The 24,936-nt window shown below is 47.2% G+C and carries 29 protein-coding genes; 16 read left to right on the plus strand and 13 right to left on the minus strand.

Features of this window, described 5'->3' with window-relative positions; all coding sequences use genetic code 11:
- Nucleotides 1–187: 187 nt before the first annotated feature.
- Nucleotides 188–1,351 (plus strand): DUF2066 domain-containing protein, encoded by a 1,164-nt coding sequence (locus tag L4D06_RS00120; RefSeq protein WP_429737457.1) that lies wholly within the window; start codon nt 188–190, stop codon nt 1,349–1,351.
- 96 nt (nt 1,352–1,447) lie between these two features.
- Here L4D06_RS00120 and L4D06_RS00125 read toward each other — a convergent pair whose 3' ends face one another.
- From L4D06_RS00125 to bepA, 4 genes are all read right to left on the minus strand, one after another.
- A complete protein-coding gene (locus tag L4D06_RS00125; protein WP_274163487.1) occupies nt 1,448–1,861 on the minus strand; it encodes a DUF2069 domain-containing protein in 414 nt (137 codons plus the stop codon).
- A gap of 44 nt (nt 1,862–1,905) precedes the next feature.
- Nucleotides 1,906–2,502: an NAD(P)H:quinone oxidoreductase gene (wrbA, locus tag L4D06_RS00130; protein ID WP_429737458.1), complete on the minus strand. Its 597-nt coding sequence runs from the start codon at nt 2,500–2,502 to the stop codon at nt 1,906–1,908.
- Complete coding sequence (gene arsC, locus L4D06_RS00135) at nt 2,502–2,852, minus strand: arsenate reductase (glutaredoxin) (RefSeq protein WP_429737459.1); 351 nt, start codon at nt 2,850–2,852, stop codon at nt 2,502–2,504. Before arsC ends, wrbA begins: the two co-directional genes overlap by 1 nt.
- A 102-nt stretch (nt 2,853–2,954) precedes the next feature.
- Nucleotides 2,955–4,412 (minus strand): beta-barrel assembly-enhancing protease, encoded by a 1,458-nt coding sequence (gene bepA / locus L4D06_RS00140; RefSeq protein WP_274163484.1) that lies wholly within the window; start codon nt 4,410–4,412, stop codon nt 2,955–2,957.
- 173 nt (nt 4,413–4,585) lie between these two features.
- Here bepA and L4D06_RS00145 point away from each other — a divergent pair, with 173 nt between their 5' ends.
- The 3 genes from L4D06_RS00145 to L4D06_RS00155 all read left to right on the plus strand — a co-directional run bounded on the left by L4D06_RS00145 (nt 4,586) and on the right by L4D06_RS00155 (nt 7,480).
- Nucleotides 4,586–4,807, plus strand: a complete 222-nt coding sequence (locus tag L4D06_RS00145; protein ID WP_274163483.1) for a sulfurtransferase TusA family protein — start codon at nt 4,586–4,588, stop codon at nt 4,805–4,807.
- A 12-nt stretch (nt 4,808–4,819) separates the two neighbouring features.
- Nucleotides 4,820–5,902 carry an AI-2E family transporter gene (locus tag L4D06_RS00150; protein WP_274163482.1) on the plus strand — a complete coding sequence of 361 codons (1,083 nt, stop codon included), beginning with the start codon at nt 4,820–4,822 and terminating at the stop codon, nt 5,900–5,902.
- Between the two features lie 117 nt (nt 5,903–6,019).
- A complete protein-coding gene (locus L4D06_RS00155; protein WP_429737719.1) occupies nt 6,020–7,480 on the plus strand; it encodes an FAD-dependent oxidoreductase in 1,461 nt (486 codons plus the stop codon).
- A 110-nt stretch (nt 7,481–7,590) separates the two neighbouring features.
- Here the strand turns inward: L4D06_RS00155 and bcp are convergent, their stop codons facing one another.
- The gene (gene bcp, locus L4D06_RS00160; protein ID WP_429737460.1) at nt 7,591–8,061 is read right to left on the minus strand and encodes a thioredoxin-dependent thiol peroxidase; all 471 of its coding nucleotides are present in this window, start codon (nt 8,059–8,061) and stop codon (nt 7,591–7,593) included.
- A 369-nt stretch (nt 8,062–8,430) separates the two neighbouring features.
- On the opposite strand from bcp, the gene dapA reads away from it, so the two are divergent.
- Together dapA and bamC are read left to right on the plus strand one after the other, a co-directional pair.
- Nucleotides 8,431–9,309, plus strand: a complete 879-nt coding sequence (gene dapA / locus L4D06_RS00165; RefSeq protein ID WP_274163480.1) for a 4-hydroxy-tetrahydrodipicolinate synthase — start codon at nt 8,431–8,433, stop codon at nt 9,307–9,309.
- A gap of 18 nt (nt 9,310–9,327) precedes the next feature.
- Nucleotides 9,328–10,353: an NlpB/DapX family lipoprotein gene (gene bamC / locus L4D06_RS00170; protein WP_429737461.1), complete on the plus strand. Its 1,026-nt coding sequence runs from the start codon at nt 9,328–9,330 to the stop codon at nt 10,351–10,353.
- 113 nt (nt 10,354–10,466) lie between these two features.
- Here the strand turns inward: bamC and L4D06_RS00175 are convergent, their stop codons facing one another.
- From L4D06_RS00175 to L4D06_RS00195, 5 genes are all read right to left on the minus strand, one after another.
- On the minus strand, nt 10,467–11,570 hold the full coding sequence (locus L4D06_RS00175; protein WP_429737462.1) for a phosphoribosylaminoimidazolesuccinocarboxamide synthase: 1,104 nt from the start codon (nt 11,568–11,570) through the stop codon (nt 10,467–10,469).
- A 241-nt stretch (nt 11,571–11,811) separates the two neighbouring features.
- On the minus strand, nt 11,812–12,024 hold the full coding sequence (locus L4D06_RS00180; protein ID WP_274163477.1) for a DUF2897 family protein: 213 nt from the start codon (nt 12,022–12,024) through the stop codon (nt 11,812–11,814).
- A 2-nt stretch (nt 12,025–12,026) separates the two neighbouring features.
- The gene (locus tag L4D06_RS00185; RefSeq protein WP_429737463.1) at nt 12,027–12,698 is read right to left on the minus strand and encodes a M15 family metallopeptidase; all 672 of its coding nucleotides are present in this window, start codon (nt 12,696–12,698) and stop codon (nt 12,027–12,029) included.
- Nucleotides 12,698–13,831, minus strand: coding sequence for a succinyl-diaminopimelate desuccinylase (gene dapE / locus L4D06_RS00190; RefSeq protein ID WP_429737464.1), 1,134 nt, complete (start codon nt 13,829–13,831; stop codon nt 12,698–12,700). Before dapE ends, L4D06_RS00185 begins: the two co-directional genes overlap by 1 nt.
- Nucleotides 13,832–13,870: 39 nt before the next feature.
- Nucleotides 13,871–14,221 carry an ArsC family reductase gene (locus tag L4D06_RS00195; protein ID WP_274163474.1) on the minus strand — a complete coding sequence of 117 codons (351 nt, stop codon included), beginning with the start codon at nt 14,219–14,221 and terminating at the stop codon, nt 13,871–13,873.
- Nucleotides 14,222–14,416: 195 nt separating this feature from the next.
- Here L4D06_RS00195 and L4D06_RS00200 point away from each other — a divergent pair, with 195 nt between their 5' ends.
- On the plus strand, nt 14,417–14,740 hold the full coding sequence (locus L4D06_RS00200) for an ArsR/SmtB family transcription factor (RefSeq protein ID WP_420791193.1): 324 nt from the start codon (nt 14,417–14,419) through the stop codon (nt 14,738–14,740).
- 98 nt (nt 14,741–14,838) lie between these two features.
- Complete coding sequence (locus tag L4D06_RS00205) at nt 14,839–15,120, plus strand: winged helix-turn-helix domain-containing protein (protein WP_028024704.1); 282 nt, start codon at nt 14,839–14,841, stop codon at nt 15,118–15,120.
- Between the two features lie 19 nt (nt 15,121–15,139).
- Here the strand turns inward: L4D06_RS00205 and L4D06_RS00210 are convergent, their stop codons facing one another.
- The 3 genes from L4D06_RS00210 to L4D06_RS00220 form a co-directional block, all read right to left on the minus strand.
- Nucleotides 15,140–15,520, minus strand: a complete 381-nt coding sequence (locus L4D06_RS00210; protein ID WP_429737465.1) for an MmcQ/YjbR family DNA-binding protein — start codon at nt 15,518–15,520, stop codon at nt 15,140–15,142.
- Nucleotides 15,521–15,961: a DUF1499 domain-containing protein gene (locus L4D06_RS00215; RefSeq protein ID WP_274163471.1), complete on the minus strand. Its 441-nt coding sequence runs from the start codon at nt 15,959–15,961 to the stop codon at nt 15,521–15,523.
- Between the two features lie 79 nt (nt 15,962–16,040).
- Nucleotides 16,041–16,379 (minus strand): DUF2956 domain-containing protein, encoded by a 339-nt coding sequence (locus L4D06_RS00220; RefSeq protein WP_274163470.1) that lies wholly within the window; start codon nt 16,377–16,379, stop codon nt 16,041–16,043.
- Nucleotides 16,380–16,503: 124 nt separating this feature from the next.
- Between L4D06_RS00220 and L4D06_RS00225 the strand changes: the two genes are divergently transcribed.
- From L4D06_RS00225 to L4D06_RS00260, 8 genes are all read left to right on the plus strand, one after another.
- Nucleotides 16,504–16,824 carry a heavy metal-binding domain-containing protein gene (locus tag L4D06_RS00225; protein ID WP_429737466.1) on the plus strand — a complete coding sequence of 107 codons (321 nt, stop codon included), beginning with the start codon at nt 16,504–16,506 and terminating at the stop codon, nt 16,822–16,824.
- Between the two features lie 191 nt (nt 16,825–17,015).
- Nucleotides 17,016–17,495: a DUF2919 domain-containing protein gene (locus L4D06_RS00230; RefSeq protein WP_274163468.1), complete on the plus strand. Its 480-nt coding sequence runs from the start codon at nt 17,016–17,018 to the stop codon at nt 17,493–17,495.
- Nucleotides 17,492–17,887, plus strand: coding sequence for a hypothetical protein (locus L4D06_RS00235; protein WP_274163467.1), 396 nt, complete (start codon nt 17,492–17,494; stop codon nt 17,885–17,887). Before L4D06_RS00230 ends, L4D06_RS00235 begins: the two co-directional genes overlap by 4 nt.
- A 123-nt stretch (nt 17,888–18,010) precedes the next feature.
- Nucleotides 18,011–18,910, plus strand: a complete 900-nt coding sequence (locus L4D06_RS00240) for a Dyp-type peroxidase (RefSeq protein WP_274163466.1) — start codon at nt 18,011–18,013, stop codon at nt 18,908–18,910.
- A 282-nt stretch (nt 18,911–19,192) separates the two neighbouring features.
- The gene (locus L4D06_RS00245) at nt 19,193–19,504 is read left to right on the plus strand and encodes a PTS fructose transporter subunit IIB (RefSeq protein WP_429737467.1); all 312 of its coding nucleotides are present in this window, start codon (nt 19,193–19,195) and stop codon (nt 19,502–19,504) included.
- Nucleotides 19,505–19,506: 2 nt separating this feature from the next.
- Nucleotides 19,507–21,978 carry a beta-mannosidase gene (locus tag L4D06_RS00250; protein WP_429737468.1) on the plus strand — a complete coding sequence of 824 codons (2,472 nt, stop codon included), beginning with the start codon at nt 19,507–19,509 and terminating at the stop codon, nt 21,976–21,978.
- A gap of 173 nt (nt 21,979–22,151) precedes the next feature.
- Nucleotides 22,152–23,810, plus strand: a complete 1,659-nt coding sequence (locus tag L4D06_RS00255; RefSeq protein ID WP_274163464.1) for an ABC transporter substrate-binding protein — start codon at nt 22,152–22,154, stop codon at nt 23,808–23,810.
- Nucleotides 23,811–23,948: 138 nt separating this feature from the next.
- Nucleotides 23,949–24,935 carry an ABC transporter permease gene (locus L4D06_RS00260; protein ID WP_274163463.1) on the plus strand — a complete coding sequence of 329 codons (987 nt, stop codon included), beginning with the start codon at nt 23,949–23,951 and terminating at the stop codon, nt 24,933–24,935.
- Nucleotide 24,936 lies beyond the last annotated feature (1 nt).

Below are 24,936 nucleotides of genomic sequence, written 5' to 3' on the forward strand. Positions count from 1 at the left end.
GGAATGTGCCTGTGAGGTTTATACTTTTTATGTCAATGGGCATGGATATGCGGAGACGGACTGATCATATGTGGCTTATTGAATAGCGTCGCTTGGTTATATCGCTCAAATTCGATGTTTTGCCATTGCTGACAGTGTGGCTTCAATTTATGATCAACGTTTAAAATTCGAGTTGTCTGGCAAATATATGTTACGAATATTTTTTTTCGTTTTGGCGTTAGCACTAGGGCAAACCAGTGCAATGGCTTCTTCATTGTTCAGTACTGAAGTCGTGCTGGATGATAGTGATACCGCGACGGAACAAGCAGCAAAACAAAAAGCGTTTGTTGATGTGTTGGTACGCATGTCGGGTCAAGCCAATGTGGGTGAAAATCCGGTGATTCAAAAGGCGCTTCCTTCGGTAAACCAATACATCACTCAGTTAGGGTACGGGGACTCTGAAGGATTACGCAGCTTAGTATTGGCATTTGATGATGCCAAAATCCGGACATTACTGACGCAAGCGCAAGTACCGTATTGGGGGCTACCACGCCCTGAAGTTCTGTTCTGGTTAGTGGAAGACAACGCATCACAGCGTAATGTAGTGTGGGAGCAGTCTGGCTCTGATTTGATTTCGACACTGAAATCAGAAGGAGATCGACGTGGTCTGCCTGTTTTGATGCCAGTGGGTGACTTCGACGATGTGGTCGCAATATCTATTCCTGACCTTTGGGGAGGATTTACGGGGCCAATTTCACAAGCGAGTGCGCGCTATAATCCTACCGGTGTCGCGGTGGTGAAAGTACGCAATAACCGTTTGAGTTGGCAATTATTTCCCAATGCGGCAAACCTTGGCAGTGATGCGCCGATAGAGGGTCAAGCATCAGGTGCGCCAGCACAAGCATTTGCAACAATGGTTGATGACATTTCTAACTATTACGCAGATCGTTTGGCGATTAATTTAGGCGTGGCTGATAGTAATGCGACGGCGTTGACCATTACAGGCTTGAATGATGCTGAAGACTTCTTTGTGGTTGAGCGCACGCTAAAAGGACTTAACTCCGTTGCTTCTCTTCGTTTAGAGTCTATTGATGCGGGGACGGCAACGTTTCGCATCAGCCTGCTAGCGAATGAAGAAATTTTTCACAATGAGATGATGTCTGATCGTCGCCTTCGTCGTGTTGAAGTGTTACCAGAACCTGTTGTTGAGATGCTGCCCGCGCCAACTCAACCTGTCGATGCTGGTGTCAATGGTGCAACACAAGAGGTGATTGATGGTGTCGCTGTGCCGGCTATTGCACCGGTCGTGACTGATACTCCTGAGGTAAACAGTGCCAATTCGTCGACATTGACCTACCAATGGATGGGTTGAATCACGTTAACCGACATTCATGAAAAAGAAAAAGCAGGTGAATTCACCTGCTTTTTTTGTGTCTGGCTATGCATGGCGTCACGTTGAGCCTGAAGGCTACTTTTCAAATCGCGCTTTTTCTTCGCGTTCAACTTGAGACAATTTTTTCAGCCCTAACCCCATTTCCTGCCCTTTTCGTTTTGCGAAATAGATGTTGCTAACAAATGAGATTGAAGTCAGTACGAGTTCTACAAGTGCCAGCCAGCGCTCCCCTTGGTCGATCCATAAGATCGTGAGGGCATGGGTAAAATAGAGCATTAGAATGAAGTTCGCCCACGCGTGTGTATAAGGCTTACCTGTAATTATCCCTTTTAACGGCAAGAGCAAAGGGAGTAACCAGGCGATGGTGACGCCGTAAGGGTTTACATGAATATGTGGCGATAAAACGGCATGCCATAACGCGACCCAGCCAAACAGTGCTAAGTATGAAGAAAGCGCAACTGCCCTAAGGCGAGAAGTAGAAGAGAACAACGGGATAACTCCTTTTATCTAAGTCTTATTTCTATCTATTGGAATCAATGCCGAAGCTTGGTTGCAATGTCTGCAAGCCTTTTACCTGCAGCAATGGCGAGATTCTTTTCATCATTGTCAGGCTGGCGATGACCTTCAACGTTAACATGAGATGGACCATACGGAGAGCCGCCACCTGATGTGGTGTGCAATGCTGACTCTGAGTGGGGAAGACCAACGATGACCATGCCATGATGCAGCAGTGGCAGCATCATGGATTGCAACGTCGTCTCTTGCCCGCCATGCAACATTGAGCCAGAGTTGAAGACCATGGCTGGTTTACCGATCAATGTCCCTTCAAGCCAAGCTTTGCTTGTACTGTCGATAAAGTGCTTGAGCGGTGCAGCCATATTTCCAAAGCGAACAGGGCTGCCTAGCGCGAGGCCATGACAAGCTTTGAGATCTTCCAGCGTGACATAAGGGTCGTCAGACTTCGCGGTGGACACGCTTTCATGAGGGCATCCCTCATCCACAAATGCCAACTCGGGTACGGTACGAAGCCTTGCAATAGCGCCAGTTGACTCAATCCCTCTTGCTAGCAAGCGAGCCATTTTCTGAGTTCCCCCGTGGCGGCTATAGTAGAGCACCAATATCTCAGTCATTAGAGAATATCGAGCACGTTTTCAGGTGGACGACCCATTGCCGCTTTACCATTGGCGACCACAATAGGGCGTTCAATCAGTTTTGGGTTTGCCGCCATGGCGACGATTAACTGCTCATCGGTGACAGACGCATCGCCAAGGTTGAGTGCTTTGTAGATATCTTCCTTAGTGCGCATCATTTGGCGTGGTGAATCGAAGCCAAGTTGAGTCAGTAATGTCTGAATGATTTCTATCGTCGGAGGGGTGTCTAAATAGGCCACGATTTCTGGTTCAATGCCACGTTCAGTAAGTAGAGCCAAAGTCTGGCGACTCTTAGAACAGCGTGAGTTGTGGTAAATGGTGACTGACATGAAAACTCCTTGTACTGCGTTATTTGTCGCAGTTTTTGTTGTCATTGCCAAGCCGTCGACGTGTGTGAAAACGTAATCAGGCTTGGAGGTATAGTTGTATCGTTAGCGTTGAAGTGCAGAAAAACGCGCTTCCTCAACCCTAAGTTGATCAATACGCGCATCGTAACGAGCTTGATCAAGACTGCCAAGCTCTACCAGTTGGCTAGCTTGTGTGTAATTGTTAATAGCTTTGTGCCAGCGTGCTTGTAGAGCATACAGTTCGCCTTGTGCCGCGAGTGCTCCATGACGGATCCCTTGGTTGTCATAAGATTCTTGAAGCAGAGACCAGCCATTAACGTCATTCGGATAGCGATGAGTGAATCGCGTAAGTCCTGTTGTGGCTTCTTTATATCTTTCAGCTTTAACCAGCACATAATCTCGGTTTAATAGCAGTACTGGATTATTGGGTTGGCTTTCCAACGCATTGTTTAAGCGTTTCAAGGCTTGATCAAAATGCTTCTGGCTTACATCCAGATCGGTCATCGCATCAAGGAAAAAACGGTTATTAGGTTGTGCTTTGATCAGTGGTGCCAGCAACGCCCCTGCTTTGTCAAACTGACGGCTATCAATGTAGACAAGCGCCTTTCCGTAATTGATGGATTGCGCTTGAGCTGGCGAAGCATTTTTTAAATCGCGATTGAATCCATCCAACGCCGCTTTGTGGTCTAAACCTGTATATCGGGCAATTACCCTTGCTCTAGCCAATTGATATTCTGGCGAGTAAGGCACGGTTTTCTGTGGATATTGCTGTGCGCGATCACGAGAGTCTGTAATACGCGAGTCTGGCATTGGGTGAGTCAGCAGAAACTGTGGTGGCTTGGATGCAAATCGATATTGATCAGATAAGCGGGTGAAGAATCGCGGCATGGCATTCACATCAAATCCTGAACGCGATAACGTTTCAATCCCTACACGATCCGCTTCTTTTTCGTTGCTGCGCGTATAGTTTATCCGGCTTTGAATAGTCGCTGCCGTTGTAGCTTGTGCTGCAGCGATCCCTGCTTGTGGTGCGGCAATCGCAAGCATTAGTGAGCCCACGAGCGCTGCCATCGTCAACGGTGTTTGTCGCGCTTGATCTTCCATGGCACGAGCAAGATGGCGCTGTGTTAAGTGGGCAATCTCATGGGCAACAACCGATGCCAGTTCACTTTCGCTTTGAGCATGAAGGAAAAGACCCGTGTGAAGCGCGACGTGGCCACCGAAGAATGCAAACGCATTAATGTCACGATTGCGGATCAGAATGAACTCAAAAGGCGTTTTAACATCGTTTGCATTTGCAACTAATGTTGCACCTAGCGAGGAAATATACTCAGAAAGAAGAGGGTCGTTAACGATCGGTTGACTACCACGCAGAATGCGCATGTAAGCCTTACCAAATTCAATTTCTTTTTCGACCGACAATGTCCCTGCTGCTGCCGTGCCAATGTCTGGGAGGCTGCTGTAACTGGTTGCCATCACTGGGGATGATAGAGAAATAGAGGCGACTAAAAGACTTGTCGTCATTTTTTTAAACAACTGCATAACTGACGTTGGTGCCTCCAGCACGCGGAAATATGGATGCGATATCTTATAGATAGACAGCAAACTCGTAGAGAGGTTCTGTGTCGCTTAACGAAGCACGAGGTTACCCTGAACTACATCTCCGCGCCGTTTAAGTATACAATGCGGTCGATAATAGCGATCAGTGAGAAAGAATGGAAATTCAATCCCTTGATTTGCGTGAGCATCGTTGTCCTATGGCGTTGCTTATGGCCAAAAGAGCCTGTGCAACATTGGGGCAGGGAGAGCAAATAGCGCTATACGTGTTAGACAGCGGTACAGTGAAGGATATTCCCCGCTACTTAAATGGCAATGGGTTTGATTTTGAGCAAAGCGTTGTGTCTGGTGCGACGGTGTTTTACGTCACCAAACTTTAAACGGGAATTTACATGTTAGAAATGCTTAACCGTTGGTACAAAAGACGGTTTTCAGATCCACATGCGGTCAGTTTGATCACATTACTTATTATGGGCTTTGTGGTCATTTACTTCTTCGGCAACTTGCTGGCTCCGTTGTTGGTGGCGATTGTATTGGCTTATCTGCTGGAATGGCCAGTGTCTAAAATGGTCTCTTTGGGGCTCCCTCGAGTGATGTCCGTCATTTTTGTGCTGACTCTTTTTGTGGGACTCATGTTACTTGCCTGTTTTGGCTTAGTGCCCACAATTTGGACTCAGGTGATTAATTTAATCGCTGACATCCCGACGATGTTTAACGATTTCCAGTTCTATATCTCTCACTTACCTGAAGCGTACCCTGATGTCATTCAGCCTGAGATGGTGACCGCCTTTCTCGACACGCTTCAAAGCCGAGTGCTTGGCTTGGGAGAGACGGCAGTAAAAGGCTCTCTTGCCTCGTTGGTGAGTTTGGCCACGCTCGCTGTCTACTTGATTCTTGTGCCATTGTTACTGTTCTTTTTGCTAAAAGATCGCGATGAAATGCTGGCATCTTTCAGTGCGTTTTTGCCTCGAAACCGCAAATTGACGAATCGAGTTGCCAGTGAGATGAATGAGCAAATCTCGAACTATATTCGTGGCAAGGTGACTGAAATCATCATTGTGGGTATCGCCAGTTATATAACTTTCGCGCTGCTAGATTTGCGTTATGCCGCATTGTTAAGTGTCGCGACAGGCTTGTCTGTACTCATTCCTTATATTGGTGCCGCAGCGGTGACATTGCCGATTTTCATGGTGGCTCTGTTTCAATGGGGGATCAGTCCTGAGCTTGGCTATTTGATGCTGGCATACGGCATTATCCAAGCGCTGGATGGCAACGTTTTGGTGCCAGTCTTGTTCTCTGAAGCCGTTAATTTACACCCTGTTGCTATTATTGTGGCAGTGCTTGTTTTTGGCGGGTTCTGGGGATTCTGGGGCGTATTTTTTGCTATTCCATTAGCGACTTTAGTCAAAGCGGTGTGGAATGCATTGCCATCGCATGACCTTGAAGAAGATGCAGTGTCTAAATCTTCAAACTAAAATGATCCCTAACGTCATGGGCAAGGTAATAACAAGAGACCTTTAGCGGTCTCTTCTTTTTTGCAGATTTTGCAGACCGATACTTTTTAAAACTTTTGAGCGAGAATTTCGATCTTGTTGGGTAGTGAGCGAACTGAGCTGGCGATATCGGCAGCACCTTTTAGAGTAGGTATTGTTGGTGGTGGCGTTGCGGGTGCGACGACAGCACTAAAAATGGCAGGACTTGGCATTGAAACGCTGTTGTTTGAAGCGGGCGATAGCTTAGTGAGTGGCCCTCCTATTTGCCACCTTCATGCTGGTGGCAACTTATACCGTGAAATTTCTGACGAGCAGTGTATCGCATTGCTTGAGCAGTCCATCGCCACCGTGCGTGCTTACCCTGATACGGTAAATCGTCGTCCAACGGTGATAGCAATACCCACCACAGACTCAGGCCAGCCTGATGCCATTCTGGATCGACTTGAGACATTGACGCAGCATTACCGAACTCTTATTGCTCAGGACGCAGATAACGAAGTGCTCGGTACTCCTGAGCAATACTTCACCCTATATAACGAACAGGACTTGGCGCGGTTAGCGAAAGAGTCACTGCCAGAAAATCCACAGACACCAGATGAATGGTTGATACCAGTGGCTAAATACATGCCACATGATAAGTTCAAATTCCCGTTGGTCGTTGTGCAAGAATATGGCCTGAGTGTGTTTCGTTTAGCGGCGACAGCTGCGCTGGGTTTAGAACAGTCACCTCATTGCAGTGTTCACCTGAAACATACCATCACTAAGATCGAGTCTCTTTCTGAGGGGTGGCGAATTGGGTCAATAGACGGTGATGGGAAGGCTCAGTCTCATGACGTTGATTTTGTCGTCAATGCTTGTGGTTTCCGCACAGGTACAGTTGATGACCTCGCATCGTTCCCTCGCAAGCGTTGGGTGGAGTACAAAGCCGCCTATGTCGCTCACTGGCCATCGCAAGCCGGGATGTGGCCAGAGGTTATTGTTCATGGTGATCGTGGTACACCGCAAGGTATGGCACAGCTAACCCCCTATGCAAATGGCTTTATTCAGCTTCATGGAATGACACAGGACATTACCTTGTTTGATGGTGGCTTGGTCGCGAGCACAGAAGCGTCGGCACAACCGGATTTACCGCAACATATGGTGGTGAAAGCCGGGGGCGGTTGGGAGTGGCCTGAAATCCGCGAACGTACAGAGCGCGCTATTTCTCATTTCAGCCAGTGGTTACCTGAGTTTGAACATGCAGAGGTTGGAGGAAAGCCGCTTTGTGGTGCGCAGCAAATCCCAGGTGATGACCCAAGTTTGCGCGCAGCGGATGCAACGTTCGAAGGCGAGCGTTATGCGCGTATTGAATTGGTAAAAGCGTCGTCAGCGCTTCAAGCAGCAGATCGTATCCTTGCTCACTGTGAGCAACGTGGCTGGATTTCATTGCCTGATGCCTGGCAAAACCCGACATTGCCGCTAACGGCTTCGTTAAAAAACGATGAGATTGTTGAACGTGCTCAGAACATTGCGCGTGGTCGTAAATACCCAGATGCGTTGGCGTTGCCATTTCCGCATTAGTCACCCCACATTCGGCATTTGTTTATTCGGCATTTGTTTAAACGTGAAAAAACCGGCGAAAGCCGGTTTTCTGCATATAGAGTTGGCGTCAATGTGTCTGACAGTTTGCGTTAATCGCCTTTAAGGTAGCTAATCACAACATCGTGATGGTCTTTGGTTTTGAATTTGTTGAACACGTGTTCAATATTGCCATCTTCACCGACAAGGAAACTGATACGGTGAATACCATCGAATTCTCGGCCCATGAATTTTTTGGGACCCCACACGCCAAAAGCATCAGCAATGGCATGGTCTTCATCGCTCAACAGGGTGAAGTTCAGTTCTTTCTTTTCTTCAAACCCCTTTAGCTTTTTCACTGGATCTGGGCTTAAGCCAAGTACCACAGTGTTCAGTGCTTCGAGTTCACCTTTGCTGTCGCGCAATGAACAGGCTTGAGTAATGCAACCCGGTGTCATGGCTTTTGGGTAGAAATACACCAGAACTTTGTTTTTCCCTTTGAACTGACTCAGCGACACCATTTCGCCGTTTTGATCTTGAAGCGTAAATTCTGGTGCAGCAGCACCGGCGGTCAGCATTTGCATATGTCTTCCTTATTGAAAATAGTAGCACTGTTGAGCGCTCATATTCTTACATGAAAAATGTCATTTTGATGTCTATCTAAGCAACCTGATTACTGCATCTTCTGGTTGTTTGGGTATAAGCGTAAACCTTTCTTGTTCGCGTTTGAATGAAAGGCTGCCCGTTCTGTCTCACTGATGATATCAAAGCGAAAATAACGCTTTTTGATGCGTTCAGACAAGTTTGGCAATCAACATTACGCTAGTCAGGACAATATCGTTCATTTTCGTGGTGATCAACCGCGCAAAGCCAGCGTTTAAGCGCTGTCTCAGCGCTTGTTTTTGCATGTCGCCAAACGTACCATGGAACAAAACGCATTTTTGGAGAAGGAAATGTTTTCAGGAAGTATCGTGGCATTAGCCACACCGATGGATAGCTCTGGTGAAGTTGACTATACCAGTTTGAAAAATCTCGTAGATTTTCATGTTGATGCTGGCACAGATGCAATCGTTTCTGTGGGTACAACAGGTGAATCTGCAACCGTCACCGTGGAAGAGCACATCAAGATTGTTCTGAAGACGTTAGAGTTCGCAGACGGCCGCATTCCTGTTATTGCAGGAACAGGTGCAAACGCAACACATGAAGCCATTACCTTCAGCAAAATGTTTGCAGGTTCTGGTATTGCAGGTTGTTTGAGCGTCGTGCCTTACTACAACAAACCGTCTCAAGAAGGGTTGTTCCAACACTTCAAAGCGATTTCTGAATCCACTGAACTCCCACAAATTCTGTATAACGTGCCTGGGCGTACTGTCGCAGACATGTTGCCAGAAACCGTTGCGCGTTTATCTGAATTCGAAAACATCGTTGGCATCAAAGATGCGACCGGCGATTTAGACCGCGTACGAATTCACCGTGAACTTTGTGGCGAAGATTTTGTCCTTTTAAGTGGTGATGATTTGACGGGACTGGATTTTGTTGCAGCAGGCGGACATGGTGTTATTTCGGTATCGAATAACATTGCTGCCGCGCAAATGGCAAAAATGATTAAATTGGCATTGGCGGGTGAGCTTGAAGAAGCACGCTCAATTAATGAGAAGATCATGCCTCTTCATACTGATCTGTTTGTAGAAGCGAATCCAATTCCGGTTAAATGGGCACTACATGAAATGGGCCTTATTGCGGATGGAACACTGCGTCTGCCGTTGACCCCGCTCAACACCGCGTTGCAGCCTAAGGTTAAGCAGGCATTGATTGACGCTGGTGTGCTGTAACGCTTCTCTGGAGATCCAATGAAACCTGTTTTTAAACTCGCCTTGAGTGGAGTACTGGTTGCCTCTTTGGCGGCTTGTTCAAGCGCGGATAAACGCCGTCAAGCGTCCGATGACTTCGAGTATCTCAATACTCAGCCTATGTCTCAGTGGCAACTATTGCCCGATCAGGAGCCAGAGTTTTCTGGTGCCTATCGTATTCCAGATCGTGACTTTGACGGTCCTGTGGGTCGTAACATTGACATACGTCCTCCTCAGCAAATCCTTGAACTTATTCCAGGCGCTCGTTACGAGCAAGATGCTGAAGGCGTGACGGTTTGGATGCCTCGTGCCGAGCAGGCCGAGCACCTTTGGCAAAGCATTGAGGATATGACCGCAGGCCCTCAAGTTCCGGTTCGTCATGCCTCTGCTGGAAGCATTGAAACCGATTGGGTTGTGTGGAGTATTGAAGATGACGAAGAAGTCATTGAGAGTCGTTACCTTCTCACGCAACGACAAGAACGTAGTCGTGAAGGCTTCCGCATCGAAATGGTGGAATGGAAGCGTAATGGGCAAGCTGAGAACTTAAGCTTAGCGTCTCGCTCTCGTTATAACGCTCAGATGACGAACTTAATTGCCTCTCGTTATGATGAAGAACTACGTGAAGAAGCACGCCTAAAAGCACAAGAGTTGGTAAAGAATATTCCTATCAGCTTGGGTAAAGACCGTAGCGGTTTGCCAGTGATCATCGCTCGTGCACCTTATGATGTATTCTGGGAGCGTTTCCCGAATATTCTAGATCAACTAGGCTTCACGATTGAAGATCGCAACCGTTCTCAAGGCACGTTAAGTGTTGCTCTTAAAGAGCAAGACGATGAGTTCTGGGAAAATTTGGGTGTTCAACCACTTCAGCTAGAGCGTAAAAACTACAACATTCTGCTGGGTGATTTGGGTAACCGAACGTCAATTAACGTCACCGATAGTTCTGGCAAGCCTGTTCCTGAAGAGCAACTGGCAAACTTAAGTCCTGCACTTGTCGCGGCTGTAGAGCGATTAAATCGTAACTAGTTGATTATCTGTCTAGTTAACCACAGATTGATTTCGTTGAAATGAAAAGAGGACGCTAAGGCGTCCTCTTTTTTGTTTCGAAATCTGATGTTTGAAAGTTGATACCTATGGGGTCAGTCAATCAGATCATAGTCTTTGCGCAAGATGTCGATGATTTCTTGTTTAGGATTTTCACTCAAATGGATTGGCTTGCCGATAATTTTTTCCGCGATGCCTACATAGGTGCGAGAAATATCCATTAAGGCGTCTACTGGCAATACGTTGTCACGAGCTAAGGCTTCACGCTCAGGCATACGTTCTTTATTGAGTAAAATATCTGGGTCTGGGAAGTAGCCAAGTAAGAACTGACGGAACCCTTCTTTCGAGTTTTCGACAATGTTGCCTGCTTCGTACTCGGCTGTATCCCAAATACGCGATGAATCAGGTGTGCCAACTTCATCCATGTAAATCAGCTTTTCTTGGCCTGACGCATCGGAGACATATCCGAATTCAAACTTGGTATCTACGAAAGTTTGTCCAACGGCATCAAGTGCGTTGCTGATCACACCAAAGCCTTCTTTGAGATACGTTTCGTAAAGAGCAATGTCATCTGCCGACGAGAAATTAAACGCGGCAAAGTTATCTTCGATGTTCTTACGCGTAATATTCACATCATCCGCTTCCGGAACGCCAGGGATGCCTTTCAAAATGCCTTTGGTCGACGGTGTGATCAGCAGTTCTGGCAATGCTTTGTCTTTTTCCAATCCTTCAGGCATTGCGATGCCGCAGAATTCACGCTCGCCTTTGGCGTATGAGCGCCACATAGAACCTGTGATGTACTTGCGGCAAATGGCCTCAATTTTAACAGGTTTGGCTTTTTGAACGATCCAAACGAACGGGTGAGGAATGTCGAGAATGTGGCTGTCTGCCAAGCCATGTTCTTTAAACAACTTGAACCAGTGATTCGAAATGGCGTTGAGTGCAGCACCTTTGCCTGGAACGCCTTTCAGGCCGCCTTCCGCATGCCAAATACAATCAAACGCTGAAATACGGTCACTGATCACCATGATGGCAAGTGGCGCATCGGGTGCAACATCGTAGCCTTTCTCTTGAATGAGGCGTTGGCTGTCAGCTTCTGTTAGCCAATAAACGGAGCGGACTTTTCCACTGTGAACGGGCTGGTGGGTACGAATGGGAAGATCGTCGTTAACGGCGAGAACTTGATCCGCGAGGCTCATTGAGACATTCCTATCTGTTGTTGAACGGCACACAGAGGATGGCAGGAAACGGAGAAACGTTGCGCCTACCATCCATTTGAAACGCATCATACCAAGAAGTGTTTGTTCGCTGTTAGAGAAAAAGCAAACGTTTGCCTAAAAAAAACAGATACACCGAATTGTGGAGAGAAGGGCAATAAAAAAGCGACGTCATACGTCGCTCTTGATCGCGTGAATCGCGAAGAGTTGGATAAGCGCCGACTTACCAAAACGATGACTTATCATCTTCGTCATCTTCTTTGTTAGTTTGGGGCATTTTTTTCTGTGTATCACTGTGTTTATTGGCGTCGTCAGTTTTGGGTTTTTGCTTCATCCCAAACTTTGCATTTGCGGTGTACTTGAGCGCCATGATGTTACTGACCACAACCGCAACCACGATGAAAATAATCACATAAGGGTTGGTTAGAAAATCCATGATCAGGCCTCACACACATTGGAAATGTATTGTGAATATATCCAATTCAGCATGGGAAGGATAGTTTCTCGCCCTTGTATGTCGGATGACGCAATCACAGCACTCAGCGTTTCTGGTGTGAGTTGCTCAAGTAATCCTTTCGTGGTCGCCTTGTGGCTAATATGCCAAGGTTCGAAAGCCACGCCGCCTTTGTCTTCACGGTAAGGAAGATAAAAGCCAAATTGCTCAAGGTTATCTTCAAGCCAAGTAAACAGAGGTGCTTGATGGCCTGACAGGTATTCCCAAGGCTCTAGCTGCAAAGAAACACCTTGCGGCAGAAGGTTCGTCGCATATACGTCGATATCAGTGCCCCAGTGGTGCCTGCTTGCACCTGGAAGCGCTGACCAGCGAAGTATTGCGCGTACTTTCTCTTCATCGCTTAGGCGTGATGGGTCGATTACAGTGCCGGCATCATCAAGGATAGGTCGAAGGCCAGTGAACTTGTTGTTCCAAATCAGTTGCTGACGAGCAAAGTCGCGAAAGCTGCTAGCGATCGCGAGCTCAAACCCTTTTGCCTGCGCGGCGGATTGAAGGCGGACAAAATCCGCCTTTACGTCGGCATGTAGCAAGAAGTCACCATGAGCGACAAGGTGCTCTTGATTTTGACCAGTAAGCGACGCGACACTCCAAGGCATTAGGCGAGCGCTTTCTCTAGGACTTTTTGGTACATGTCTGTGAGCTTTTCTAAATCGGCAATTTTCACGCACTCATTCACTTTGTGGATAGTGGCGTTAACAGGGCCGAGTTCGATCACTTGTGTACCCATTTGCGCGATAAAGCGACCGTCTGATGTGCCGCCAGTGGTCAGCAATTCAGGCTTCTGATGGTTGACTTCATCAACAGCTGCAACAACGGCATCTAGCAGGGTGCCCGTGTCCGTCAGGAACGGGTGACCGCTGAAGGTCCAAGCTAAATCATATTCTAGCCCGTGTGCATCAAGCACCGAGTGAATGCGTGATTTGATGTCATCAACCGTCGATTCGGTGCTGAAACGTAGGTTGAATTGCACATGAAAATCACCAGGAATAACGTTGCTTGCGCCTGTGCCGGAAGCCACATTCGGGATCTGGAAACTGGTTGGTGGGAAGTAGGCATTGCCTTGGTCCCACTGTGTTGCCGCTAATTCAGCAAGCGCAGGTAAAGCTTGGTGAATAGGGTTACGTGCCAGTTGCGGGTAAGCCACATGCCCCTGGATCCCTTTGATGATGACGTCGCCAGTGATTGAACCGCGACGGCCATTTTTCACAACATCGCCCACAGCATGTGTGCTTGATGGTTCGCCGACAATGCACATATCAATGATTTCGTTACGTTCGACCAAGGTGTCAACAACGCGGGTCGTCCCATTGATGAACGGACCTTCCTCGTCTGACGTGATCAAAAAGGCGATAGAACCTTTATGGTCAGGATTTTCTGCCACAAAACGTTCTGCAGCGACGACCATGGCAGCCAGAGAGCCTTTCATGTCAGCCGCGCCACGGCCATGAAGGTAGCCATCAATGACTGTCGGTTCGAAAGGTGGTGTATGCCATTGCTCAACTGGGCCTGACGGCACCACATCGGTGTGACCTGCGAAGGCAAACAATGGGCCTTCTGTACCACGGCGGGCCCAAAGGTTTGTTGTGTCTTCAAACACTAAGCGTTCGATAGAGAAACCAATCGCTTCTAAGCGAGAGATCATCAATTCTTGGCACCCTTCATCGATAGGGGTGACGGAAGGGCGGCCGATTAAATCCTTGGCCAAAGACAATACAGCACTGTCTGTCATGGGGATGCGTGTCCTTTCTACTTATCTGTTTCTATGGTTTTATTTGGCGAAAATATTCGCGTATTCGTCGGGCTTGAAGCCAAGGTGGTATTGGCCTTCATGCACAAGCAATGGGCGTTTGATCATTGCAGGCTGCACGAGCATTAGCGCGATAGCATTTGATTCATCCAAGTTGCTCTTTTGTTCTTCAGACAGTGCGCGGAAGGTGGTGCCACGTTTATTCACCATCGCCTCCCAACCCAATACGTCAACGAACTGTTTTAGCATGTCTTGATCAATGCCATCTTTACGGTAGTCATGAAAGTCGAAAGGCTTATCTTCCGTTTCTAGCCATTTCAGTGCTTTCTTAATGGTGTCGCAATTCTTTATCCCGTAAACCACTGTGGTCATTGACGGCTTCCTCTTACTGGTCGTCTTTGGCGATAGATTGACATTGCCACGTTTTGAAAGCAAGGCATGCGCAGGGATACAAGAACAAACCCTCACTTGTTATTCGGAGTATAATTAAAAACGCTAATTTAGATTTGACTAATTTATATCGCTTTAGTTAAATCGCGTGCAATGAATCAGTTATGAGGAATGGTAGTGACAGAAGAGTTGATTAACCAAGCAACGGACGCTGCGAAAGTACTGCGGATTTTATCGCATCCAGAGCGCCTACTTGTACTTTGCCAGTTACGAGAAGGGGAACGTAATGTCTCGGCACTTCTGCAAAATAGTACGTTAAGTCAGTCTGCATTCTCGCAGCATTTAACTGTTTTGCGTCAGGCGGGTTTGGTGACGACACGTAAAGAGTCTCAGTCTGTTTATTACCGAATTGGTGACTCCAGAATTGAAAATCTCATCAACGCCATTCAAGGTGCTTGGTGCGGTGAAATGCCATTGGCTTCGGAAGAGACGCTCAAGTGAGAGAGCGCTCCAGTGTGAATGCGCGTTCATATTGATCAAGCGCAATACCTCATTTGTAATTCGTTGAATAATGGGGGAAGTCATATTAGGAGGTCTCAATGGAACTGAATCCGGTTTTTGCAAGAAGACTGTATCTCGCTTTCTTGGTAGAAGAAATGGAACGCCCCAATGTTCCGCGTTTGATTGAAGCGACAGGCTGGCCGCGTCGCACTATTCAAGACGTGATTAAATCGTTAGCGGGTTTAGGTATTGAATTAGCATTCATTCAAGATGGGCGTCGCCACAACGATGGCTATTATCGCCTGACTGATTGGGGACCCTTCAAACGAGAATGGGTTGAGGAACGCAAAAGAGACATCGTTTGCACCCTCGAAGGCTAATAGAAAAAACGCAGTCAGTTCACTGCGTTTTTTTGTGTTTGTGAGTATCGTTATCTAACACGGGGCGCAAGGCGTTTTGTACATACTTGGGTAATTTATCAACCACCAAATGCCAAGAACGGTTAATGATGTTTTCCAGTTCTGATGTGGGCAACGGGCATGCACTGCCAAACTCAATCCATCCTGCGCGGGCCAAATGCGGAGCGGGACGACATCCCGGGATCTCTGCCATCATCACAAACAAGTCTTCAGGCACTTTACATGCCATTCTGCTGTCGTCAAAAAAGATGCACACCATCTTGGTTTGATGAACACTGTAGACATCGACACCGCCCCACTTCACATCATGGCGAACACCGATGAGCGCTTGGCAATGAGTATGCAGTGCTTTGATGTCCATTTACTTGATAAGACCTTGAGCTTGAAGTGCAGCGCGTAAGGCTTCAGTGCGTTTGCGGTTAACGCCAAAATCAGAATAGCCGACACGAGATTCGGAGCGAACAATCAAGGTACCATCTTCAATGCGAAGATCGAGGTCGTCCACAAAGCGCATGATTTTGCTCACGTATTCAATTCGTGCATAACCGGGTTCTTGTGTTCCTACACGAGCACCTGGCAAAGTGAGCGCAACGTCAATGATACGTGGCATGGTGATATCGTCTGAGGCTAGTGCAAATGGCGCAATGGCATATTCTTCGCGAGTATCTACCGTTGAAACGCAGTTTGGCTTATCGCCACACGGCGTTCTTGATTTGTCACTCATTGGCTCATCTCCTTGTGCGCACCCTTGAAGCATCAGTAATACGGCGCCACTGATAAGCGCGAGAAGTGTTTTGTTCATGGTTCCCTCTCAATTTATTCTCATTTCGTCCGTTCAAACGTTGTGCGTTATTAACATGCAACGATTGATGGCATCAGGTTTATGTCATGAATAGATACCCGACAAATCCTATCCAGCTTAGTAGTAGCAATATCCAAGGTAGATGATTACTGCTACCCGTAGACTTGGTTTTTGGCACCTCAGTCACAATGGTATTGGTTGGGGATGCAGCGGTGTTCTTTTGTCGTTGCTGTTTCTTTTTGTCTTTGTCGCGCTCACGGGCTTTGGCTTTTTGTTGTTTTTTATAGAGAGCGATGCCTTTTTCAATGCCTTGAGCAATTAATTTGGTTTCTTCTTTAGTCTGCCCCTGTTTTTGCGTGGCTTTAGCGATTTTCATCGCTTCTTGCTGAGTTTCAGGGGAGGAGGGGGTCGTTGTCATGGTCTGTCATTCTTCTAGCAACATTGGGCATTGAGTGAAATTATACTGCGATAACAAATTGTCACGAAACCCAAAACGGGTAAATGTGTCAAAGGTCTAGCAATAGAAACAAGGAAGCAAACAAATGATCTTAACAACAACGCCAACAGTACAAGGTCGAGATATTACTCATTACCATGGTGTGGTGGTCGGTGAAGCAATACTCGGCGCCAACATTTTCAAGGATGTCTTTGCGAGTATTCGCGATATTGTCGGAGGACGCTCAGCAGCGTATGAGCGTGAGTTAGCCAAGGCGCGAGAGATCGCATTTGAAGAGTTGCGTGAACGCGCGGTTGAAGCGGGAGGGAATGCCGTTGTTGGTATCGACCTAGATTACGAGGTTGTTGGGCCAAACGGTGGCATGTTGATGGTGAGCGTGAGTGGTACTGCCGTAACACTAGGCTAAGCGACTGTGTACTTAAGTGTGAAGTCACTTGAATCTCGGTGCGAAATTTACTGCGTTACTCCGCAATTATAGGAGCACGTACTTTCCGCCAACACAGAATGTTGAGACAGTGAGGCTGCGAGTTGTGAACAATGTTTTATTGCTGATAGACAGCGTGTTATTGCTCCCAGCCTCGATGAAAATAGATATAGATGAATACGCATTTGTACCAATCACCTGATTACTTCGACAAACATGGCAATGCAAAGCCGAACCTTCTTTTTTGGCTAAGTTGTCTTTTCTTAGCAAGGTCATGGTTGGTTTTTGTTATTGCAGGCGTAAGCCGTGAACAGGGACAAGATCTTCTTGCGCTGTTCTATCCAAGCCACAATGCCCTTTATATTGGGTTAGGTGTGGGTTTCCCCGCCGTTGTATTGATGTTGCTGGCAGGTAATCTTCATCGATATCCGGCATTTTTTGACCGGATATGGCACTGGGGGAAAGCGCTGCTTATTGCTGCGTTCTTTACTGACTTGATACTGCAAATCAAGCATTTAATGATTTTACACTGGCGTTTCCAATGGAGTGGCGCCGTGACCTTACTGGTTGCGCTTTGGCTGGTCATTTACTTGTTTAAGAGCCGTCGCACTCAGTTTTTGTTTAAAGCCCCGATTTTAAGAGAAGAAAAATGAACGAGTGGAAGAAAGGGCTTGTCCTATTTAGTGCCATGTTAAGCCCGTTGGCGATGGCAGATTGGCAAGTTGATGTGAATTTTGAAATGGATCGCGCAGGTAAGCAGCATCGTGCTCAAAGCTCTGTGTCACTGATCCCTGGCGAAGAAACCATTTTATTTGATGATGGGATGCCAAGCGGCTCCTTAGTCGGAAAAGCCGAATTGCTTGAAGTGACCGCTGACGAAGTTCGAATTTCACTGGTTGTGCAAGAGCAATGTGATGATGGTGCATGGCGTACTATTATGTCGCCAGTGGTTTGTGCGGGCTTGAATACACCCGCTTCAGTAAATCTAAGTAACGAGTCATTGGACGAATTTGCGTCACTTAAAGTAGAAATTACGTCCGTTTAACGACCTCTCAGTTACCTTTACAGATCTGAGACAAAGTCATAGCAAAATATTGGCATTATGCTTAGACTTTTCTTCGCATCAGACATAGTGAGCTGATCGTTTTGTATTTATCTGGAGGTAACAATGGCGGTTTCACAGCCAGCAATCGTGGCCGATGCTGGGCCGTTCGCACTTTACACAGTGCTAAAAGTCACTGGCTCGTCATCAACTGTACTGCAACAATGTCGAGCTATTCACTCGCTGGTTGACGATATTAATGCCAATCAACCAGGCGCCAATCTAAAAGCCGCAGTGTCGTTTTCGGCGGCTTTTTGCCAAGCTAACGGTATTGCTACTCCAGAAGAGTTTGTTGATTTTCGCGCATTAGGACAGGGAGATACCCAAGCGCCTGCGACTGATTGTGACATTCTGCTTCACGCTCACTCAACTCGCCATGATTTGAACTTCTTCATGCTGCGTAAATTCCTTTCTGATATCGCGTCAGACGTTACCGTTGTTGATGAGACCTATGGTTATCGTTACCTCGACTCTCGTGACATGACAGGCTTCATTGACGGCACAGAAAACCCGGAAGGCGAAGATGACCGTCGTGATGTGGCGATTATTGCTGACGGCGAGTGTGCTGGCGGTAGTGTGGTAATGATGCAGCGCTATGTACATCGTCTTAACGCTTGGGAGCCACTGTCGGTGAAACAGCAGGAAAAAGTGATTGGACGTACCAAGCCAGACTCGATTGAGTTGGAAGATGTGCCTGCAACTTCCCACGTAGGTCGTGTCGATATTAAAGAAGATGGCAAAGGCCTAAAAATGGTTCGTCATAGTCTGCCATATGGTTCGGTGTCCGGTGATCACGGCTTACTGTTCCTTGCGTATTGCCATACTCAGCATGTTCACAAAACAATGCTAGAAAGCATGTTTGGCGAACGTGACGGAAAAACTGACATGATGCTGCGTTTCACCACGCCTGTGACCGGGGCATACTTCTACGCGCCATCAATGGATGCACTCAGTCACATCGCATAGCCTTGACGCATTCAAAATAACAGAAAGCACTGCCAATGTAAGAGGCAGTGCTTTTTTTGTGCTGAGTGAAAGGCACTTAACCAATGAAAATAGTCTTAGTTGGTGACGGTATTTCTCCTCGATTTGTGACTCACGCATAACAATCGTTTTTGCTAAGTTTGACCACGCTTCGCTTTTGCAACACACCATAAAAATGTCCAGTGAATCTAACTCGACCACCTGCACTCACTGTGATGATCTTCAGGGTATAACGTTATAAAAACAGACGTGCTGGAGAAGATCATGAACATTGTTGCCATTACCGCCTGCCCTTCAGGTGTTGCCCATACTTACATGGCTGCCGAATCATTAGAACAAGCGGCGATTGCTCGCGGCTGGACTATCAAGGTTGAAACCCAAGGTGCGCTTGGCACAGAAAACGAAATCACGTCAGGCGATGTGCAGAAGGCGGATGCAGTTATCATTACAACAGACATTGAATTAGTGGGCATGGATCGCTTCGAAGGCAAAGCTATCGTTGAAACAACGGTGAAAAAGCTGGTCGTGAATGCGGCTGAAATTCTTGATTCAGCCTGTGACGTAGCGGTGGCTTAACCATGACAATGTTGAAATTAGACGGTGAATGGGCACTGACCTCTCTGACCGATGCCAGCATTGTTGCTCCCATCATGTTGCCGGGAGATGTGCATAGTGCTTTGCTTGCTGCAGATATTATTCCAGATCCATATTTAGGCTGTAATGAAACCAAGGTGCAGTGGGTCGGCGAGCATGATTGGCTGCTAGAGAAAACCTTCATTGTGGATGCCGATCTTCTCGATGCGAAAGCTGTCGATCTGACCTTAAGCATGGTCGACACCATGGCAGAGATTGTATTGAATGATGAAACCATATTGCTGTGCAGCAATATGTTCCGTCACTACCGCCGCGATGTTCGCCCGTTTTTACGTGATGGTGAGAACACGTTAAGAGTGACGCTTAAGCGCGCAGACATTGAAGCCAAAGCGCGTGCTGAACGCCTGCCTTTCCCTGTACCGTGGGCCGTTGGCAACAATCAAATCCCTCACATGAACACCCTACGAAAAACTCAGTGTCACTCTGGGTGGGATTGGGGTATCTGCTTATTGGTGAGTGGTATTTACGATAGCATTCGCTTGCAAGCTATATCTGATGTTCGCCTGCAGCAAGTGCGTTCGGCGCAGCAATGGCACAGCGATGGTAGCTGCGATGTCTCGGCTATCATTTCTGCAGAATGCATTACCCCAGAACACATTAGTTTGGGAACTGTTGCTCAGATCGAATGTTGTTTAGTGAGCCCTGATGGAGAGCGTATGTCGCAATCCATTGCGTTGACGGGATCTGAGGTGGAATGTTGTTTTCGTGTCACTCAGCCCAAACGCTGGTGGCCTGCGGGTTACGGTGAACAACCGCTCTATACGCTGACGGTGACAACGGACGGTCAAACGATCGAGAAACGCTTGGGCCTTCGCGAGTTGTATTTAGAAACAGGCGAAGACGACGTGGGCGCGGCGATGACGTTTGTCGTCAATGACAAAGCGATCATGGCGAAAGGCGCAAATTGGATCCCACTGGATGCGATGCCAAGCAAGCAGACACCGGAAGATTATCGTCGTCTGTTGGAAGATGCGAAAGCCGCAAACATGAATATGATCCGTGTTTGGGGTGGCGGCATGTATGAGCGCGATACCTTCTACGATTTGTGTGACGAATTAGGTCTACTGGTGTGGCAAGATTTGATGTTCTCTTGCGCCTTATACCCTTCGACGCCTGATTTCCTTCGCGATGTGGAACAGGAAATCACTGAGCAAGTTCGCCGACTGAGCGATCATCCATCACTCGCATTGTGGTGCGGTGACAACGAGGTGATCGGTGCGATCAATTGGTATCCAGAGTCACGCGCGAATCGCGAGAAATACGTGGTGAATTACGATCGCCTAAGCCGTGTTCTACAAGAAGTGGTTGAGCGTGAAGACACTAGCCGTCGCTTCTGGGCGAGTTCTCCCTGTAACGGTGAGTTGGACTTTGGCGATGCGTGGCATGACGACAACAAAGGTGACATGCACTTTTGGGATGTGTGGCATTCCGGTAAATCTTTTGATGCTTACAGCAGCATCAAACCGCGTTTTTGTAGTGAGTTTGGCTACCAATCTTGGCCGTCGTTACCTACGGTGAAAACCTTCGCGTCAGAAGAAGATTGGAACGTGACCTCTCCAACCTTTGAGCAACACCAAAAAAACGGCCGTGGCAATAGCATCATCACAGAGATGTTTACGCGCTATTTTCGTTTCCCGTCGGACTTCTCTCAGATGTTGTATTTGAGTCAGGTTCAACAAGCGTTAGCCATCAAAACCGCCAGTGAATACTGGCGTGCAAATAAGCCCGTATGTCGCGGAATTTTATATTGGCAGTTAAACGATTGTTGGCCAGTGAGTTCATGGTCGAGCATTGAATACACCGGGCGTTGGAAGCAATTGCACTATCATGCAAAGCGCTTTTTTGCTCCGCAATTGGCTGTGTTTATTGATGATGGAGAGACATTGAAACTCAATGTTATCAATGATGAACACCGTAAACTCGGCGCCAAAGGACAAGTGACATGGTACGACTGGCAAGGTGAAGTCATTGATACTTGGCCAGTAGAAGCAACGTTGGAAGAAGACGGGAATCAAGTACTTTGGCAGTGCGATCGCAACGTGATCAACGAGCGCAAGCACGAAGGTTTCTTCCACGTGGATATGGTCTGTGATGGACACGCGTTATCGAATACATGGTTTGACGATGTGTATAAGCGTTTGCCGTTACCTAGTGCCAAGGTTGAGGCTAATGTCATCGAGAAAAATGGCACGCTGACTATCACGTTAACCACCGATAAACCCGCGTTCTTTGTTCACCCTGAGTTTGAGGGAGAAGGACGTTTTAATGATTCCAGCTTTACCTTGATGCCATGCAACCCTGTGACGCTTACCTACACAGGTTCAGCATCGGCAGATGAAATGAGTTCGAAACTTTCGATTTATCACTTAGTGCAAAGCTATACCCCAACCCACTAAAGCATCTGGTAGAAAAACCATTGGCGATTTTGTCGCCAATGGTTCGGTTTCGTGTGCCTGATTAACGGGAATTTGACGAAAATTCCGGCTAATCAGGGCAATGAACACCGTATAAACTCGAGGTTTCTTGTGCAGGGATTTAGCAACAACGTCATTTGAAGTAAGGACACCCAATGCTTAGCAAAACGAAACTTGCAGCCATTGTGCTTGCCGCTTTAACCGCACCAACTGCAGTTGCCGCAGAAAGGCACGAGCTGACCATCGTTTCGGATTTTTATCCAACGATGATCAGAAACTTCAACCCTTTCCTGTCCACCACACTGCGTACGACTACGGATTTCGTCTACGAACCTCTGGTCATTTTTAACCAGATGCACGGGAACAAACCCGTGATGCGTCTAGCGAAAGATTACTATCTTTCAGAAGACCTGATGCAGGTAACGTTTGAAATTCGAGAGGGAGTGAAGTGGTCAGACGGTACACCATTCACAGCAGAAGACGTTGTTTATTCATTTGCACTCATTAAAGAAAAACCAGAGCTCGATCCTAAAGGCATGGATAACTGGGTCAAATCCGTTCGACAGGATGGCAATAAGGTTATTTTTGACCTGACAGAGGTGAATACCAATGTCCCGTATGAAATCTCAACCATTCCGATTGTGCCAAAGCACATTTGGCAGAACATTGAAGAACCTGAGTTGTTCACCAATGATAATCCTGTCGGGTCGGGACCGTTTACCGAAATAGATACCTTTACGCCTCAGCTTTATATCCAATGTCGTAACCCGCATTACTGGGATAACGACAATCTCGACGTAGACTGCTTGCGTGTCCCTCAGATAGCCAACAATGATCAGTTATTAGGAAAGGTCATCAAATCTGAATTGGATTGGAGTGGACACTTTATTCCTGATGTCGACATGGTGTACGCAGCGAGAAGCCCTCATCACAAATACTGGTACCCTGCGGCGGGCCCGCAATCCTTCATGCTGAACTTTAAAACGCCTCACGCGGGCAACAATGAAGCGATCAACAATATTGATTTCCGCCGTGCGTTCTCTATGTCGATTGACCGCCAGAAAATCATCAATATCGCATTTTACGGTAACGGCGTGGTGAATGATTACGCGTCTGGTCTTGGTCAGGTATTCGATTTTTGGGCAAACAAAGATACCTATAACCAATACAAAAACTACAACACATTCAGCGTGGACAATGCCAAAGCGTTGCTGAAAGAAGCGGGATTTGTCGATATCGACGGTGATGGTTTTGTTGAAACGCCTACCGGTAAGAAAATTGAACTAGAACTTCAATCGCCAACGGGGTGGACTGACTTTAACAATGCCGTTCAATTGGGTGTAGAGCAACTCCAAAAAGTGGGCGTTAAAGCCAAAGCGCGTACTTCAGATTTTGCGGTGTACAACCAAGCGATGCTATCTGGCACTTATGACGTGGCTTATACCAATTACGTGATTGGTGCTGACCCTCATCGCTACTGGAACCGAGCTTTCCATTCCCGTTATCAGGAAGGGGCGAATGCACCGCGCTATGCGATGCACTTCTTTAAGCATGATGATCTGGATGTCCTATTAGACAGTTTCTATAAAACGGACAAGCAAGAAGAGCAGATGCAAATCGCTCATAAGATTCAAAAGATCATCGCTGAAAATCAAGTCACGGTACCTGTCATGTCCGGTGTGGATGTTTATCAGTTCAATGAAAGCCGCTTTACGGGCTGGTGGAACGAAGAAAATCCGAAAGGTCGCCCAATGTCTTGGGCGGGTGTACCTGAACGTCTCTTACATGTTCTGGATTTGAAACCTAAAGCTTAAGGTCTAAATAATTTAGGTTTTTCGGGAGCGTATGTTCGAGTGCGCTCCTTATTTTCGTTAATTAACACCTCTAAGCGTCATAAAAATGGGTAAGCCTGTTTTTATATGCGCAGGGTTAACTGTATCTGAGGATAAGGTATGGCCTTTTTTCTTCGACGACTTTCATTTTATTTTATGGCGTTGATTTTTGCCGCCACATTGAATTTCATTCTCCCTCGCGCGATGCCGGGCGACCCTGTCACCATGATGTTTGCGAATGCAACGGCGGAAGTCACGCCAGAGCGTATCGAATCCATGAAGAAGCTTCTAGGGTTCGTTGATGCGCCGTTGCCACAGCAGTATTTATCTTATTTAGCCAATATCTTCACCGGTAATTGGGGTATTTCCATTAAGTACTTTCCCATTACGGTGAACGAACTGTTGGGGAGTGCGGTTGGCTGGTCATTGTTTTTGACAGGCTCTGCCATTGTTCTGGCTTTCTGTATTGGATCAGTGCTCGGTATTTTTGCCGCATGGCGTCGAGGCAGTCACTACGACTCCTTCATATCGCCAAGCATGTTGGTGGTGCAATCTATTCCGTCAGTGGTTGTCGCCATGTTGGTGCTTTACACCTTTGCGATAGGTCTTGAGTGGTTCCCCTCAGGTAACGCTTATACCGTGGGTTCTCATCCCGACTGGGGTAGCTGGGCGTTCTATAAAGACGTAGCCTACCACGCGGTCTTACCTCTGTTTTGTGCCACGATTGCCCAGATTGGTGGCTTCCTCATCAGCATGCGTAACAACATGATCAATTTGCTCAATGAAGACTTCATTACCATGGCAAAAGCCAAAGGGTTGAGTGAAAACCGTGTTGTGTTCAATTACGCTGCCCGTAACTCCATGCTGCCAAGTGTCACCGCTTTGTCTATGGCGCTGGGTTCAGCTATCAGTGGTCAATTGATTGTCGAAATGATCTTCAATTACCCGGGGCTGGGTACCGTGTTGCTGAATGCGATTCACGCACGTGATTATCAAGTGCTTCAAGGTCAGCTTCTTCTTATGACCATGTTTATGTTGTTCTTCAACTTCTTGGCAGACCTGATGATCGTTTACCTCGATCCTCGCTTGCGCAAGGGAGGTAAATAAT

The sequence above is a fragment of the Enterovibrio makurazakiensis genome (genome assembly GCF_050336585.1).
In the GTDB taxonomy this organism is placed as follows: Bacteria; Pseudomonadota; Gammaproteobacteria; order Enterobacterales; family Vibrionaceae; genus Enterovibrio; species Enterovibrio gelatinilyticus.

What these genes read in the sequence shown, in the direction of transcription:
- L4D06_RS00260 (WP_274163463.1), top strand. Translation starts at nt 23,949, where the DNA reads ATGGCCTTTTTTCTTCGACGACTTTCATTTTATTTTATGGCGTTGATT.
- L4D06_RS00150 (WP_274163482.1), top strand. Translation starts at nt 4,820, where the DNA reads ATGTTAGAAATGCTTAACCGTTGGTACAAAAGACGGTTTTCAGATCCA.
- L4D06_RS00215 (WP_274163471.1), bottom strand. Translation starts at nt 15,961, where the DNA reads ATGAACAAAACACTTCTCGCGCTTATCAGTGGCGCCGTATTACTGATG.
- L4D06_RS00195 (WP_274163474.1), bottom strand. Translation starts at nt 14,221, where the DNA reads ATGACCACAGTGGTTTACGGGATAAAGAATTGCGACACCATTAAGAAA.
- L4D06_RS00230 (WP_274163468.1), top strand. Translation starts at nt 17,016, where the DNA reads ATGAATACGCATTTGTACCAATCACCTGATTACTTCGACAAACATGGC.
- L4D06_RS00180 (WP_274163477.1), bottom strand. Translation starts at nt 12,024, where the DNA reads ATGGATTTTCTAACCAACCCTTATGTGATTATTTTCATCGTGGTTGCG.
- arsC (WP_429737459.1), bottom strand. Translation starts at nt 2,852, where the DNA reads ATGTCAGTCACCATTTACCACAACTCACGCTGTTCTAAGAGTCGCCAG.
- bcp (WP_429737460.1), bottom strand. Translation starts at nt 8,061, where the DNA reads ATGCAAATGCTGACCGCCGGTGCTGCTGCACCAGAATTTACGCTTCAA.
- L4D06_RS00245 (WP_429737467.1), top strand. Translation starts at nt 19,193, where the DNA reads ATGAACATTGTTGCCATTACCGCCTGCCCTTCAGGTGTTGCCCATACT.
- L4D06_RS00240 (WP_274163466.1), top strand. Translation starts at nt 18,011, where the DNA reads ATGGCGGTTTCACAGCCAGCAATCGTGGCCGATGCTGGGCCGTTCGCA.
- bamC (WP_429737461.1), top strand. Translation starts at nt 9,328, where the DNA reads ATGAAACCTGTTTTTAAACTCGCCTTGAGTGGAGTACTGGTTGCCTCT.
- L4D06_RS00250 (WP_429737468.1), top strand. Translation starts at nt 19,507, where the DNA reads ATGACAATGTTGAAATTAGACGGTGAATGGGCACTGACCTCTCTGACC.
- bepA (WP_274163484.1), bottom strand. Translation starts at nt 4,412, where the DNA reads ATGCAGTTGTTTAAAAAAATGACGACAAGTCTTTTAGTCGCCTCTATT.
- L4D06_RS00255 (WP_274163464.1), top strand. Translation starts at nt 22,152, where the DNA reads ATGCTTAGCAAAACGAAACTTGCAGCCATTGTGCTTGCCGCTTTAACC.
- L4D06_RS00145 (WP_274163483.1), top strand. Translation starts at nt 4,586, where the DNA reads ATGGAAATTCAATCCCTTGATTTGCGTGAGCATCGTTGTCCTATGGCG.
- L4D06_RS00205 (WP_028024704.1), top strand. Translation starts at nt 14,839, where the DNA reads ATGGAACTGAATCCGGTTTTTGCAAGAAGACTGTATCTCGCTTTCTTG.
- L4D06_RS00120 (WP_429737457.1), top strand. Translation starts at nt 188, where the DNA reads ATGTTACGAATATTTTTTTTCGTTTTGGCGTTAGCACTAGGGCAAACC.
- dapE (WP_429737464.1), bottom strand. Translation starts at nt 13,831, where the DNA reads ATGACAGACAGTGCTGTATTGTCTTTGGCCAAGGATTTAATCGGCCGC.
- L4D06_RS00225 (WP_429737466.1), top strand. Translation starts at nt 16,504, where the DNA reads ATGATCTTAACAACAACGCCAACAGTACAAGGTCGAGATATTACTCAT.
- L4D06_RS00175 (WP_429737462.1), bottom strand. Translation starts at nt 11,570, where the DNA reads ATGAGCCTCGCGGATCAAGTTCTCGCCGTTAACGACGATCTTCCCATT.
- L4D06_RS00210 (WP_429737465.1), bottom strand. Translation starts at nt 15,520, where the DNA reads ATGGACATCAAAGCACTGCATACTCATTGCCAAGCGCTCATCGGTGTT.
- L4D06_RS00235 (WP_274163467.1), top strand. Translation starts at nt 17,492, where the DNA reads ATGAACGAGTGGAAGAAAGGGCTTGTCCTATTTAGTGCCATGTTAAGC.
- L4D06_RS00220 (WP_274163470.1), bottom strand. Translation starts at nt 16,379, where the DNA reads ATGACAACGACCCCCTCCTCCCCTGAAACTCAGCAAGAAGCGATGAAA.
- L4D06_RS00185 (WP_429737463.1), bottom strand. Translation starts at nt 12,698, where the DNA reads ATGCCTTGGAGTGTCGCGTCGCTTACTGGTCAAAATCAAGAGCACCTT.
- dapA (WP_274163480.1), top strand. Translation starts at nt 8,431, where the DNA reads ATGTTTTCAGGAAGTATCGTGGCATTAGCCACACCGATGGATAGCTCT.
- wrbA (WP_429737458.1), bottom strand. Translation starts at nt 2,502, where the DNA reads ATGACTGAGATATTGGTGCTCTACTATAGCCGCCACGGGGGAACTCAG.